Source organism: Paenibacillus sp. FSL E2-0178, from assembly GCF_038593005.1.
Taxonomy (GTDB): Bacteria; Bacillota; Bacilli; order Paenibacillales; family Paenibacillaceae; genus Paenibacillus_AQ; species Paenibacillus_AQ phytohabitans.
Window position 1 is genome coordinate 8,259,489 of the sequence record NZ_CP151953.1, and the last position, 14,489, is coordinate 8,273,977.

At 51.4% G+C, this 14,489-nt stretch carries 8 protein-coding genes; 6 read left to right on the forward strand and 2 right to left on the reverse strand.

Going from position 1 to position 14,489, the window contains the following annotated elements:
• Positions 1-44: 44 nt before the first annotated feature.
• From gnd to MHI42_RS35745, 3 genes are all read left to right on the forward strand, one after another.
• Positions 45-938 (forward strand): phosphogluconate dehydrogenase (NAD(+)-dependent, decarboxylating), encoded by an 894-nt coding sequence (gnd, locus tag MHI42_RS35735; RefSeq protein WP_336101752.1) that lies wholly within the window; start codon positions 45-47, stop codon positions 936-938.
• 707 nt (positions 939-1,645) lie between these two features.
• Positions 1,646-6,397 carry a LamG-like jellyroll fold domain-containing protein gene (locus tag MHI42_RS35740; protein ID WP_342422242.1) on the forward strand — a complete coding sequence of 1,584 codons (4,752 nt, stop codon included), beginning with the start codon at positions 1,646-1,648 and terminating at the stop codon, positions 6,395-6,397.
• 388 nt (positions 6,398-6,785) lie between these two features.
• Positions 6,786-8,075 (forward strand): L-serine ammonia-lyase, iron-sulfur-dependent, subunit alpha, encoded by a 1,290-nt coding sequence (locus MHI42_RS35745; RefSeq protein ID WP_342422243.1) that lies wholly within the window; start codon positions 6,786-6,788, stop codon positions 8,073-8,075.
• Between the two features lie 20 nt (positions 8,076-8,095).
• Here MHI42_RS35745 and MHI42_RS35750 read toward each other — a convergent pair whose 3' ends face one another.
• Together MHI42_RS35750 and MHI42_RS35755 are read right to left on the reverse strand one after the other, a co-directional pair.
• Entirely contained in the window at positions 8,096-9,151 is a 1,056-nt protein-coding gene (locus MHI42_RS35750; RefSeq protein ID WP_342422244.1) for an ankyrin repeat domain-containing protein, read from the reverse strand.
• A 216-nt stretch (positions 9,152-9,367) separates the two neighbouring features.
• Positions 9,368-10,123, reverse strand: a complete 756-nt coding sequence (locus tag MHI42_RS35755) for a DeoR/GlpR family DNA-binding transcription regulator (RefSeq protein WP_042137981.1) — start codon at positions 10,121-10,123, stop codon at positions 9,368-9,370.
• A 368-nt stretch (positions 10,124-10,491) separates the two neighbouring features.
• Here MHI42_RS35755 and MHI42_RS35760 point away from each other — a divergent pair, with 368 nt between their 5' ends.
• The 3 genes from MHI42_RS35760 to rhaA are packed head-to-tail and all read left to right on the forward strand — an operon-like array spanning position 10,492 to position 14,425.
• Positions 10,492-11,643, forward strand: a complete 1,152-nt coding sequence (locus MHI42_RS35760; RefSeq protein ID WP_342422245.1) for an iron-containing alcohol dehydrogenase — start codon at positions 10,492-10,494, stop codon at positions 11,641-11,643.
• Positions 11,644-11,672: 29 nt separating this feature from the next.
• Positions 11,673-13,148, forward strand: coding sequence for a rhamnulokinase (rhaB, locus tag MHI42_RS35765; RefSeq protein ID WP_342422246.1), 1,476 nt, complete (start codon positions 11,673-11,675; stop codon positions 13,146-13,148).
• 20 nt (positions 13,149-13,168) lie between these two features.
• Positions 13,169-14,425 (forward strand): L-rhamnose isomerase, encoded by a 1,257-nt coding sequence (gene rhaA / locus MHI42_RS35770; RefSeq protein WP_340986699.1) that lies wholly within the window; start codon positions 13,169-13,171, stop codon positions 14,423-14,425.
• The last annotated feature ends 64 nt before the right edge of the window (positions 14,426-14,489 follow it).

Consider the following 14,489-nt stretch of genomic DNA (forward strand, 5'->3'; position numbering starts at 1 on the left):
CAGCGGCATAATCATCTAATCTATAACATTCGGAGGGATTTGCAATGAAAGTCGGTTTAATTGGACTAGGCAAAATGGGCTTCAATCTCGGCCAGAATCTATTGGAGCACGAGCATGAAGTCGTGGCTTATGATGTGAACGCCGCTGCGGTGCAGGAGCTGGAAGCGAAAGGAGCTGCCGGTGCGGGAAGTCTGGCAGAGCTTACAGGCAAGCTGGAATCCCCGCGTATCCTCTGGATCATGGTCCCGCACACCTTTGTGGACTCGGTGATCTCAGAACTGACGCCGCTGTTGTCGGAGGGGGATATCATTATCGAAGCCGGGAATTCTCATTATAAGGAGTCAATCCGCCGTCACGATGAGCTTAGTGCCCACGGGATTTATTTCATGGATGCCGGAACCTCAGGAGGAATGGAAGGCGCACGCAATGGCGCTTGTTATATGATCGGCGGAGATGAGGAAGCGTGGGCGGTCGTCGAGCCGGTTTTCCGTGATACTGCGGTCGAGAACGGGTACCTGTATGCGGGCAAATCCGGCAGTGGGCACTTCCTCAAGATGGTTCACAACGGGATTGAATACGGCATGATGGCTGCCATCGGCGAGGGCTTTGAGGTGCTGGAGAAAAGCGGCTATGACTTCGACTTCGAGCAGGTGGCCCGCGTCTGGAACAACGGCTCGGTCGTCCGCTCCTGGCTGATGGAGCTGATCGAACGCGCCTTCTCCAAGGATGCCAAGCTGGATGAGATCAAGGGAATCATGCATTCCTCCGGGGAAGGCAGATGGACGCTGGAGACCGCGTTTGATCTGCAGGCGGCTACGCCGGTTATCGCCATGGCGCTGCTGATGCGCTACCGGTCGCTGGAGACCGACACCTTCACCGGCAAAGTAGTTGCTGCGCTGCGTAATGAATTCGGCGGCCATGCTGTGGAAGCGAAGTAAGGAGCCGAGACGGGGCGGCCATTCGGTTTTTATGTGAAAATAGTGAATGTAAGCAGCGGGTTCCTTCGGAGCCTGCTGTTTTATCGAATATAGTGATCTGTGCGCTTAGCTATACATTATCTTCAATTTCTTGGGACAGCTCTTTATTTTGTAGTAGCATCAACGTGGGCACTTGGGTGGACGCTCTGCGAACGGACCGTTGTTCCAATTGCTGTTTAAGCGGGATACGAAAACACTTTTTTCAACAAACACAAAAAAAGAAATCGCCTTTTTGGTAAAATGGAGGTACCACCCAACCATTTCAAAAGAAGCGATTTCTTTGTACATTCAATATCTATTTTATGAGTAGTCTGACGTATGAAAGAGCATGAATTGGATCCTTGTGATTCATTTCATGCTTTTTTGTGGTGTTATTTAATTAATTAGTATAAATATAAATAGATTTAGGTTTATTAAAAATTCTAATTGACTAACAGTTGATTTACCCATTAAAATAAAATCGTATAAGCAGTATTTCGATAATTTATTTCATAAAAATATGAAATAAAGGCTGGAATGCAGCAGATTTTTTTTAATCTTTTTGTGAAAGCGTTTTATTTATTGGGTTTGAAGGGAGGACTGCCGGGTACCGGAGTATCGCTTATCTTTTGCAGGAATTATCGCAAGGTCGGCAATAACTAAACTGTAGAATCGGAGGATCAAACATTTTGAACAAAAAAACTGGCAGGCTAACGTCTTCATTTCTTGCGCTGCTGCTGCTCGTACCTTCGCCGATGATGGCGGCTTCTGGAACTGCGAACGAGTACAGTGAGGTTAAGCAGCCTGCACAAGCTGCGGCGGCTGATTATAGCGGGCACTGGGCGCAGGAGGATTTTCAAACATGGGTAGACAAGGGACTGCTGGCGGGATATGGAAACGGTATCTATAAGCCGGATCAGAGTATCACCAGGGCTGAGTGGGTCTCTCTAATCAACAGAGTCTTTAATCTGCAATCTGTGGACGGAACCGGATTTAGCGATGTTGCGCCGGGCAGCTTGTATTACCAGGATATTATGAAAGCGTTATTATCCGGATATGTATCGGGATACAGCGATGGAACGTTTGGGCCGGACAAGGCTGTAAGCCGTCAGGAAGCTGCGGTTATGCTCTACCGCATGTTCCAGCTTGACGCTTCTGCGTCTGCAGCGGGACCAACGGATGCGGAGCAGCTGCCGCAGTGGAGCAGGGAAGCGGTGCTCACGCTGCTGGATGACGGATTCCTCAGCGGTTACGAGGATGGAAGCTTTAAGGGGACGCGCTTCGTGACACGGGCAGAAGCACTGCGGATGATAGGCAATCTGTCGGGACAAATCCTCCTGGAAGGCAAGACCTACTCCGGACAGAATGCCAGGAATATAGTTATTGGCGCAGGCGGTGCGGAGCTTAAGGATACTGCGATTGCGGGCAACCTGTATCTCACCGAAGGCATCGTGGAAGGAGACATCACGCTCGACAACGTGAAGGTTGGGGGTAAGATCTTCGTCTCCGGCGGCGGAGAGAACAGCGTGGTGCTGAACAATTCTTCGGCAACGGCGCTTGTGGCGGACAAGAAGAACGGCAAGCTGCGTATTGTGCTCAAAGGCAGCAGTTCTGTGCCTGACGTAACTGTTCATTCTGGTGTCAAGCTGGAGGAAGATGCGGCTTTGAGCGGTACCGGGTTCAGTAAAATCACCGTTGAGCGGACCCTGCCGCCCAATTCGCTGGTTCAGCTTAGCGGCAGCTTCGACACGGTTCTGGTCAATGCGCTCGGCGAACCGGCTCTCGCTCTGACCAAAGGCAGCATTGCTGAACTGACGCTGAACCGCAAAGCGGGTCTGCGCGTGGATGCCGGAACTGAGATCAAGAATCTGATTGTCAATGAAGGCGGACAGATTACCATTCAAGGCAGCGGCAAAGTAACGTATGATCCGAAATTCAGCAGCCTGATCAAGCTGGAACTGCCAGCCGCCACTGCAGCGGCTACTGCTGCGTCAGCTGTGAACAGCGGCGGCGGAACCTCCGTAACTCCGGCGGCCACGCCAAGCCCGACTGTAGCGCCGTCTCCGGCAGCTACGCCGTCCGCTACACCGCCGGCAGCACCGGAAGAGACGGCACCGGTATTCAGCAACGTATCCGTGCATGACCCTTCAGTTGTGAAGGACGGCGACACCTATTATGTCTTCGGTTCGCATATTGCTGCAGCCAAATCTCAGGATCTGATGAACTGGAGCAGCTTTGCTAACGGCTACACAACGCCGGATAACGCGCTCTACGGGGATCTGTCCGCAAATCTGGCGGAATCCTTCGCTTGGGCCGGGGAGAACGATGCTGACAGCAAAGGCGGATTCTCCGTCTGGGCACCGGATGTGTTCTGGAATGCAGATTATGTGAATGCGGATGGCACTAAAGGCACTTATATGATCTATTATTGCACTTCCTCCACCTATATCCGTTCGGCAATCGGATTTGCGGTCTCACAGAACATTGAAGGTCCGTATATTTATGGGGGAACTGTTGTTTATTCAGGGTTCACCAAGGATGTGCAGTATGATGCGAACAGCAATATCAACAAGAAGTGGACCAACACCAACATTCAAGCGCTGATTGACAACGGGACGCTGGAAGACATAAATCCGTCCTGGTTCAATACAAACGGTACGTATAACAACAATGTGTATACTAATGCTATTGACCCCACCTTGTTCTATGACAAGGATGGAAAGCTGTGGATGACTTACGGATCATGGTCGGGTGGTATTTTCGTGCTGGAGGTTGATCCGGCCACCGGCAAGCCGGAGTATCCGGGAGTAGACGGAACTACAGCAGACGGAAGACTGATTGACCGTTATTTCGGAACGAAAATTTCCGGCGGAAATTATAAATCCGGCGAAGGGCCGTATGTGGTCTATGACCGGAATACCGGCTATTACTATCTGTATGTAACCTACGGCGGCCTGGCTGCTGACGGGGGCTACAATATGCGGCAGTTCCGTTCCGTGAATCCGGACGGTCCTTTCAAGGATGCCGCAGGACATGATGCGGTGCTGACGGATGATGAAGAAAATTCGGAGATTGGCAATAAGCTGCTGGGGAACTTTCTGTTCAGCAATCTGAACGGGGCAGCAGATTTCCCAACCTACGGTTATGTATCCTCAGGACACAACTCGGTCTATTACGACCAAGAAGACAACAAGCTCTTTAATTTCTTCCATACGAGATTCCCGCTGCGCGGCGAAACCCATGAGGTGCGGGTGCATCAAATGTTCATGAATGAAGATGCCTGGCCGGTTGTAGCACCGCACCGTTATTCCGGTGAGACTCTCGGCAAAGTGCAGCAGGCCGATGTGACAGGCGCTTATCAATTCGTCAATCACGGCAAGGATACCTCGGCCGCAATTAAGCCTACAGTTGAAATTGAACTGATGGAAGACGGCACGCTTGCCGGTGCGGTAAGCGGTACTTGGGAACTTACCGGCGATTACTACGTCCATCTCCTGATTAATGAGAACGACAATGGCAACACGGTGCAGAGACTTTACAAAGGCGTATTTGTGAAGCAATGGGATTCAACCCGGAATGCGAATGTAATGGTCTTTACGGCAATGTCTGACCAAGGCACAGCGGTCTGGGGCAGCGCCATTGAACTGCTCAGCGATGAAGAGCTGGCCGTCAATGTCGCAAATGGTCTTACTCTCGGTGATACCAGCAAGGTCTACAAAAGTCTGGTACTTCCAACTTCCGGCATACACGGCGCGGTAATTACTTGGGCTTCCTCGAGCGAAGCTATCGTTGCAACAGACGGCCAAGTGAACAGACCGGAAGCCGGCAGCGGAAATGCGGCGGTTGAGCTGACTGCTACTATTAAGCTTGGCAATGTGACACAAACGAAGACCTTTACAGTGGTAGTGGTGCAGCGCAGCAGTGATCCACTGGAAGACGGACTCGTTGCAGCGTATGATTTTGAAGGCAATCTGGCTGAAAGTGGTGATCGCCTGGATGCTGGTACGGTTACAGGCGGGCTGATTAATACCAATGGCGGAAGTGTCAGCTATACAGACGGGGAAGATGGCAAGGCAGTGAAGCTGGATGGCAGTTCTGGTATCCGCCTGCCGGATGGATTGATCAGCAGCAATGCGTATACAGTAAGCCTGTGGCTGAATCCGGAGCAGTTGACGGCGTATACGCCGGCATTTTTTGGAGCTAAGTCCTCGAACAACTGGATAAGCTTGCTGCCATACGGCAACGCAGGAAATACGACGCGGATGTGGTTCGGCAGTGATACCTGGCTGGACGCAGACGCCGGCTTGCAGATTCCGACCGGCAAGTGGTCGCATATCGCTTTCACGTATGATGCCGGTGCAGTCAAGCTATATGTGAACGGAGTGCAGAAATATTCGGGCAGCTCCTTTACAGATGTATTCAAGGGAACGGACAGCGTGTTTGCTCTTGGCGTCAACTATTGGGATGTCCCTTACAAGGGGCTCATTGATCAGTTCCGGGTCTATGAGAAAGCGCTGACCCCGGAAGCCATCGGCTGGCTCATTAACGGTGAACCTGATGCCAATGTCAAGGTGGCTTCCATTTCTTTTGCCGATGTGAAGACAAGTGTAGCCACAGGCAATACCTTTACCCCGCAGCCTTCCGTACTTCCTGGCAATGCCGGAAACCGGGTTCTGGCCTGGACATCGGGCGCTCCTGAAATTGCCGGGGTAGATCCGGCTACGGGAGTGGTGACAGCGAAGGCAGTAGGCGAAGCGGTAATTACCGGTGTCTCCACAGATGGCAGCGGCGTGACCGGCAGCTATACGGTAAATGTAACGGATGGACTTGTCGCCGTGTACTCTTTTGACGGAAACCTGAAGGATTCACTTCAATTCGCCGGAGAAGGTAAAGTGACGGGTGCACTAATCGACAGCACCACTGTAGGCAGCATCACCTATGGGGACGGTGTTTCGGGTCAAGCTGCACTCTTTAACGGCTTGTCCGGCATCCGCCTGCCTGATGGGTTAATCAACAGCAATAGCTATTCAGTCTCTGTATGGCTGAATCCCGAGGAGCTGACGAATTATACGACAGCCTTTTTTGGAGCAAGCTCGACCAGCAACTGGATTAGCCTCGTACCTCAGCTCGCTGAGAAGGAAACACTGGTATGGGCGAATGCGGCCTATAGAGCAACTGCCGGACTAGTAATCCCTGTAAAACAGTGGACACATGTTGTTTTTACAGTCCATAACGGAACGGTTAAGCTGTATATCAATGGCGCAGAGAAGTTTTCGGGCACCGATTTCCCGGCTACTTTTACGAATAACAATGGAATCTTCACGCTGGGTGTGAATTACTGGGATACACCATACAAGGGCCTGATCGACGAACTGAAAGTTTACAACAATGTGCTCACCCCTGAAGGGGTACTGGCAGAGTACAATCAGAACGGTAACTAAGCAGGCACGCAGTGGACTGAAGCTATGCAGCAGGGGGGATCGAAACGGAATGTTCTCACCCCCTGTTTGTATGTGCGGATTGTTCACAAGCTTAGGACGTTAATCATCAATTTGTCATTGCCGTATTATTTTTTAACTGTACCAATGGAGGGATATTATGTTAAGAACTGGCATACTTGCCTGAAACGGTACTGGCCTTGAATGATTGCAATTACCAGCAGGTTCCTTCAAGGAACTTGCTGTTTTTTTTGACATTTGCATGCTTACACGGCAATAATTCCGGGAACGCTGGTTAATGGTTAATAACGGGGATTCCCCCAGGCTATCAATCTGAGGTACTATATAGGAATAGTTATATAGAGAGAGATAGAGGAATGGTGATTCGCGTATGGTTAACCTACTGGAAGTATTGATAAAAGAAATTGTTCCGGCAGAAGGCTGCACTGAGCCGATTGCGGTTGCCTATGCAGTCTCTTTGGCGGCTGAACAGGTTGAAGGAGAGATTACTTCGATTCAGCTGTTCCTCAGCGGGAATATTGTGAAGAATGCGATGGGGGTAGGGATTCCGGGCACCGGGCAGACCGGTCTGCCGATAGCAGCAGCCTTGGGCGCAGTGATCCGCCGTTCTCACCGCAAGCTGGAGATTCTCTCAGGACTTACTCCCGGTGAGCTGGCGAAGGCTAATGCGATGATCGAGCAGAAGCTGCTCTATGTGGAACTGAAGGATACCCCTGAGAAATTGTATATTGAAGCCAGGGTAAGCAGCTTGAATCATACAGCGACTGCAATTGTAGCCAAAGAGCATACGAATGTAGTATTCCTGTCCAAAGACGGCGTTAAGCTGGAGCAGGGGATAGACAAGGCGGATTGCGAGGAGTCAGACACACTGGACCCGGAGGTATATTCGGTTTCATTGGAAGAGATATATGAGTTCATCCAGACTGCGGATTTCTCTGAGCTGCGGTTTCTGCTGGAAGGAGCGCGGATGAATAAGGCGATTTCGGACGAGGGGCTGCGCGGGGAGTATGGCCTGCAGGTGGGCAGGAAGATGAGCCAGCAGTCGGCTGTCAATCTGTTCGGTAATGATGTGGCGAACCGGATTATTGCCGCAACGGCAGCGGCATCCGATGCGCGGATGGACGGCAGCGCCATGCCTGTCATGACCACTGCGGGAAGCGGAAATCAGGGCATTGCCTGCACGATGCCGGTAATTGCCCTTGCAGAGCTCCTCGGCAAAGATGAGGAGACACTGGCAAGAGCGATGGCGCTCAGCAATCTGATTACCATTCATGTCAAGCATTATATCGGCCGTCTGTCCCCGCTGTGCGGATCGGGAATTGCCGGCGGAGTAGGGGCAGGGAGCGGTATTGTCTACCTGATGGGCGGCACGCTGGAGCAGATCAAGCGCTCTATCCAGAACACTATTGCTTCTACTTCCGGAATGATCTGCGATGGTGCGAAACCGACCTGCGCACTCAAAATCTCAACCGCCACGAACGCGGCAATCCAATCCGCAACACTGGCGATGAACGACATTTCAGCCAGTCTGAATGACGGGGTAATCTTTGAGAAGGTTGAAGATACAATCAAGAATATGGAGACACTGGTCCAGGAAGGGCTTGCGGCAACCGACCAGGCCATCCTGAACATTATGCTCTCCAAAGGAGCGGTATCGTAATACGTCCGTATATATAAGACTTAACGGGTATAATCCGGTTGTTCCATAGAGACCGGCTGAGGATTGGCCAGTACCCACTGCACTGCCAGTTCACTTAATCTTGCCGGTTCATCGTAGCCGGAACCCTTACGCAGCCTATTGGTTAATGAAGTTGCCTCCTGGAGGAGGGCGGGAGATAAAGGTGTACCTGTGCCCAGATGCCGGATAAGGGCATCCAGCATTTTACGGAAATTGTCATCCCAGTTGCCTCCGCCGTTATCCAGGATTTCATGAGAGACCCGTCCGGTGATGCGGATAACCTCTCCCTGTACAGTTTGCGCGTGCCCTGAAGCCGGGACAAGGTAATCCCAGAGCTCTTGATGCTGGGCGGACCATGCTGCTGTGGCAGCCTTGATGGGGGAGGTTCCATCGTGCTTCACCTGTTTCGCTACAGGCTCGACATCGAATAGCCGGTACAGCTCCAGCAGTGCGGATGCTTTTTGATCCAGCTCATCGTTACTGTGGCTGGCTCTGACGAATTCCAGATCCTTGCCGATCCGCCGCACGGAATCTTTCATCTCCGGCGTGATTGCGGCTCCGGCATCCAGCAGGATTTTCGAGATTTCCACCATGTTAGCTATATCGATATTCCGGCATTGGGATAATCCCTTAGCAAGCGGTGTTTGTTTCCGTTTATTCTCCGCATGAATGTTTGCACCATGGGCGACCAGATCCAGTATGGCCCGGGTACGGTAATAACCTGCCGCTGCGTGCAGCGGTGTCTCATTCTGATAATCCAGGGCATCCGGGTCCGCGCCTAATTCCAGCAGTAACGGGATATTTCCGGACCAGGTTGCAGCCTGGGAGTGCAGCGGGGTGTGCTCATATTTGTCCCGGGCGTTGATGTCGGCACCCTGCTCTACAAGCCAGCGGACCAGCTCATCCGGGATTTGCCGGAAGCTGAGCGCGGTTCCTTTGCTGTAGCCCCCGCGGGCATCCCATTCGCACTCCTCAAAGATGGCCTTGAGCGCTGCGATATCATTCGTTTTGACCCGCTCGCCAAAATCGGCGGGTAAGGTTTGCTTCTTTTTCCCCATAGCATTTTTCCGCTCCTTTATGAATAGCAGATAATTTCTGCAAGTTTATCATATAGGGGAAGTGAATTCCAATAGAGTCAGGAATAGACTGCAATGTAACGGAGAGTATGCAAAAAGGCAAAGCTTCTGATCCCGAATCCGGGAAGAGAGGGTTTGCCTTTTGCTTTTATACACTTATATAGGGGACTGGCCTGTTGATTCCTGCGCCAGGTCTACTTAATATAACACTTCCACATTCTTCCCAGACAGCAGCTTAAGCCATGTATCCGAAGGTTTGCGGTCGGTAATCAGCACATCGATCCGGCTTAGCTCGACCAGCTTGGCGAAGGCGGTTTTGTCAAACTTGGTATGGTCGGCCAGCAGCACTACCTTTTCCGCCTGGCGCAGCATATATTTCTTCAGCTCGCATTCCGGTTCATTGGAATCGGTAACTCCGTGCTCCATATCAATGCCTTTACAGCTGATCACTGCGATATCCACATTATAGCGCTGGGTGGTGTCGTGGGCTACAGGGCCGACCAGCGACAGGGAGCGGTGGCGCAGCGAACCCCCGGTAGAAATAATGTTCAGGCTGGAATTCGCGAATTCATGCAGAATGTTGATCGAATTCGTGATGATTGTCAGATTGCTTTTATTGCCCAGCAGCTTAAGGAATTCAAACGAGGTAGAACTGGGGTCTACCATAAGCGTATCCCCGTCGTTAATCAGATTGAGTGCTTTGATCGCGATATTGCGTTTGATATCCGTATTGAGCGCCCCCCGGGTCAGGAACGGCAGATCTTCATTGGTATGTCTGTTCAGCATGGCTCCGCCGTAGGTGCGGCTGACAATTCCGTCCTTCTCCAGCTTCTCCAGATCTCTGCGTATCGTTTCCTCTGTAACCTCGAACATCCGGCTCAAATCGGACACAAGCACACGTTTATCCTGATGGACAAGATCTATTATTTTTTTGCGTCTTTCGGCAGCAAGCATAGGTATCACCTTTCCGGTAGCTTCTTATATTTAAATATAGACCGTTATTTCTGTGTTGTACAATGAATTTAAGAGAAACAACATTTATTCTAATATAATCTTTGCAAAACAGACATTAAACAAATAAAAACAACATAATTAATATTTTATTTGTTGACAACAAAGATTATCGGCGATACGATGAGGATGCTAATAATCTCTTTGAAAGCGTATGCCGGTTCCCAACGGAAGCGCCGGAGCCGGTCTGCTGCTTAACCTCAGTGACCAGCCTGAGGCGTCACAGCCAGAATGTACATCCTACTATCAGTGGAGATACTTAGCTTTCTGTAATCGTTCTATACTAATTTGCCTGGGAGGCTGGTCAAGCAATGAGTACTAATGTCTATTATGTTCCGTCTATCAACATTATGGGTAAGGGCTGTCTGAAGGAAATCGCTCCCTATATTCAAGAACTGAATCTGAAGAAAGCGCTCGTGGTTACGGATAAGTTCCTGACGAAGAGCGGAATCGCCGGCAAGCTGCTGGCTGTGCTGGATGAAGCGGGAATTAACTATGTGGTATATGATGAAGTGAAACCGAACCCGACCTGCAAAAATGTCCATGACGGCGTTGATTTCCTGAATGATCATGAATGCGACTATCTGATCTCTATCGGCGGCGGATCGCCGCAGGATACAGCGAAGGCAATCGGGATTGTAGCAACCAACGGCGGATACATTGCTGATTATGAAGGTGTGCACAAGTCCAAGAACAAATCCCTGCCGATTGTAGCCGTGAACACTACTGCAGGAACGTCAAGTGAAGTTACAATTAACTATGTCATTACGGATGAAGAACGCAAGATCAAGATGGTAATGGTCGACAAAAACAGTATCGCCACCATTTCGGTGAATGATCCTGAACTGATGGTCGACAAGCCTGCTGCGCTTACAGCCGCTACAGGTATGGATGCACTGACGCATGCAATTGAAGCACTGGTTACACCAGGCGCTTACCCTGTAACCGACGCTACTGCACTGGCGGCTGTTGAACTGATCTTTGGCAACCTGGCCCGGACAGTAACAAACGGACATGATATCGAAGCGCGTGAGCAGATGGTGTATGCGATCTTCCTCGGAGGCCTGGCCTTCAACAATGCCGGACTTGGTTATGTGCATGCCATGGCACATCAGCTCGGCGGCGTGTATGATCTGCCGCATGGCGTCTGTAATGCGATGCTGCTGCCATATGTGGAAGAAGAGAATGCCAAATATGTACCTGAGAAATTCAGAGCGATTGCCAAAGCGATCGGACTGCAGGTACAAGGTAAAAGCGACAAGGAATGCGCGGATTTCGTCATCGAATCGATCAAAGCCCTGTCCAAGGAAGTTGGCATTCCAGCCAAATTGTCTGAACTTGGTGTAGATGAAGTGGATTTGGATCTGCTGGCTGAGAATGCGATGAAGGATGCCTGCGCACCGGGCAACCCGTTCATTCCTACCAAAGAAGAAGTTATTGCCTTGTTCCGCAAAATTCTGTAATTTACCTTCTATAGATAAGGAGATTCCCTATGAACAATCATATCGCCGTCGATATCGGCGCCTCCAGCGGGCGGCTTGTACTCGGAACCCTCGTGGACGGGAGTCTCAAGCTGGAGGAGCTTCACCGTTTCAGCAATGGATTCACCGAGCAGGATGGCTCCTGCTTCTGGGACATTGATTACTTATTTAATGAAATTATCAGCGGCCTTCATCAAGCGAAAACCGCGGGAATTACTGAATGTACACTCGGAATTGATACCTGGGCCGTGGATTATGTACTGCTGGATGCGGAAGGCAAGCGGATCAGGGAAGTATACGCCTACCGTGACCGCCGCACTGATGGGGTTATGGAGGAAGTCGGCCGGCTGCTCTCCCCGGAGAAGGTTTACGCCAAGACAGGGATTCAGCAGCTGAGCTTCAATACGCTGTATCAGCTGTATGCGCATGACCGGGAAGAGCTGGAAGCAGCAGATCAGATTCTGATGGTGCCGGATTATCTCTACTATAGACTCAGCGGCCGCAAAATCAACGAGGTGACCAACGCCTCCACGATGCAACTGCTGAACCTTGCCACCCGTGACTTTGATCCGGAGCTGCTATCCTTCCTGCATCTCCGCAGAGAGCAGTTCGCACCGCTTACGGAGCCGGGAGAAGATCTCGGCTTCATCACGGCGGAACTGGTGCAGCAGTATGATCTGCCGCAGTGCCGCCTAATCTGTGCCGCCACGCATGACACGGCTTCGGCCGTGCTCGGTGTGCCTGCGCAGCAAGGCAGATCCTCAGCTTACATTAGCAGCGGCACCTGGTCACTGCTTGGTGTTGAGCTGGACCATCCGATTAATGACAGCAGAGCCATGGCAGCCAATTATACGAACGAATGGGGAGCTTACGGCACCTACCGTTTCCTGAAGAACATTATGGGCCTTTGGCTGATCCAGGAAGTACGGAGATTGGATGGAGGGAGATATAGCTTTGCCGAGCTGGCTTCAATGGCCGCGGGCAGCGAAGGCTTCCGCAGCCTGATTCCATGCAACCACCCGCGTTTCCTGAACCCGGACCATATGATAGAAGAGATTCGCCAGGCCTGCGCGGAGAGCGGCCAGCCTGTTCCAGAGACTCCGGGCGAATTAGCCCGTTGTATCTTTGACAGTCTGGCACTGTCCTACCGCAGCTATCTGGCCGAGCTGGAAGGCCTTACAGGCCAAGGAACTGAAGTTCTGCAGATCGTCGGCGGCGGCGCCAATAATGAACTGCTGTGTCAGCTGACCGCCGATATTATCGGCAGAGAAGTACTGGCAGGCCCGACAGAATCAACGGCACTGGGCAACCTGGCCGTGCAGATGATTCAATCAGGCCGTATGGCCGACATCCATGAAGCCCGGGACGTCATCGGCACTTCCTTTGCAATCAAGTCGTATCTGCCGCGGCCGGTTCCTCAGCTGGATCAGCTGCTGGCCCGCTGGGATGAGCTCCATTCTGCGGCAAGTGCGAATGAGAATATATAAAACTTTTAGGAGGCAACAGCATGGATCAGAGCATCACAAACAGCTATAACGAAGCGAAGAAACTATACGCAGCCCATGGAATTAACGTAGATGAGGTTCTGGAGAAGCTTGCGAAGATCAAAATTTCTGTACATTGCTGGCAAGGCGATGATGTTCAAGGTTTCTTGTTCAAAGACAAAGAGCTTAGCGGCGGGATTGCTGTAACCGGCAGCTATCCCGGACGTGCCGGCACACCGGATGAGCTGCGCAAGGATTTGGAGAAAGCCCTGTCGCTGATTCCGGGTAAACATAAAGTCAATCTGCATGCGATCTATGCTGATACCGACGAGCAGGTGGATCTGGATGAGCTGGAACCGCGCCACTTCGCGAACTGGGTAGAGTGGGCTAAAGAGCAAGGACTGGGACTGGATTTCAATCCGACCTGCTTTGCGCACCCCAAAGCGGAAGACGGCTTCACACTGAGTCACGCAGATGATGAAATCCGTAATTTCTGGATCAAGCACTGTAAGGCTTCCCGCCGGATTGCTGAGTATTTCGGCCGCGAGCTGGGACAGCCCTGTGTAACGAATTTCTGGGTACCGGACGGCTACAAGGATACTCCGGTTGACCGCCTGGCACCGCGTGTGCGTCTTAAGGAATCCCTGGATGAAATTTTCAGTGAGGAAATTGATCCGCAGTACAATATTGATGCACTTGAGAGCAAGCTGTTCGGGATTGGTTCTGAGAGCTATGTTGTCGGATCACATGAATTCTACATGGGTTATGGACTGACCCGCGGCAAGGCGATCTGTCTGGATGCCGGACATTTCCATCCGACGGAAGTCATCTCCAATAAACTCAGCTCGATCCTGATGTTCACAGAACAGCTGCTGCTGCATGTCAGCAGACCGGTACGCTGGGACAGCGATCATGTCGTCACCATGGACGATGAGCTGCTGGAAATCGCCCGTGAACTGGTTCGCGGAGATTTGCTGCCGCGCACGAACATCGGCCTTGATTTCTTCGACGGCAGCATCAATCATCTCGCAGCTTGGGTAATCGGTACACGCAACACCATTAAGGCTTTGCTGCGCGCTATGCTGGAGCCGGTTGAAGAGCTTCGCGCCATTGAGCTGGCAGGAGACTATACTTCACGCCTCGCGCTGGTAGAAGAATTCAAGTCCTATCCGTTCGGCGCAGTCTGGGATTACTACTGCGCATCACAGGGCACTCCGGTCCGTGAGCAATGGCTGGCTGAAGTGAAGAGCTACGAGCAGGAAGTACTGGCTGCAAGATAGATTAGCACTTTTGTAATTACCGAATGACAAGTATCCACGCACTTATACGTGCATATAGAGGAGA

Coding starts and splice junctions, on each gene's coding strand:
- MHI42_RS35755 (WP_042137981.1), bottom strand. CDS start 10,123: ATGCTTGCTGCCGAAAGACGCAAAAAAATAATAGATCTTGTCCATCAG.
- gnd (WP_336101752.1), top strand. CDS start 45: ATGAAAGTCGGTTTAATTGGACTAGGCAAAATGGGCTTCAATCTCGGC.
- MHI42_RS35760 (WP_342422245.1), top strand. CDS start 10,492: ATGAGTACTAATGTCTATTATGTTCCGTCTATCAACATTATGGGTAAG.
- MHI42_RS35745 (WP_342422243.1), top strand. CDS start 6,786: ATGGTTAACCTACTGGAAGTATTGATAAAAGAAATTGTTCCGGCAGAA.
- MHI42_RS35750 (WP_342422244.1), bottom strand. CDS start 9,151: ATGGGGAAAAAGAAGCAAACCTTACCCGCCGATTTTGGCGAGCGGGTC.
- rhaA (WP_340986699.1), top strand. CDS start 13,169: ATGGATCAGAGCATCACAAACAGCTATAACGAAGCGAAGAAACTATAC.
- rhaB (WP_342422246.1), top strand. CDS start 11,673: ATGAACAATCATATCGCCGTCGATATCGGCGCCTCCAGCGGGCGGCTT.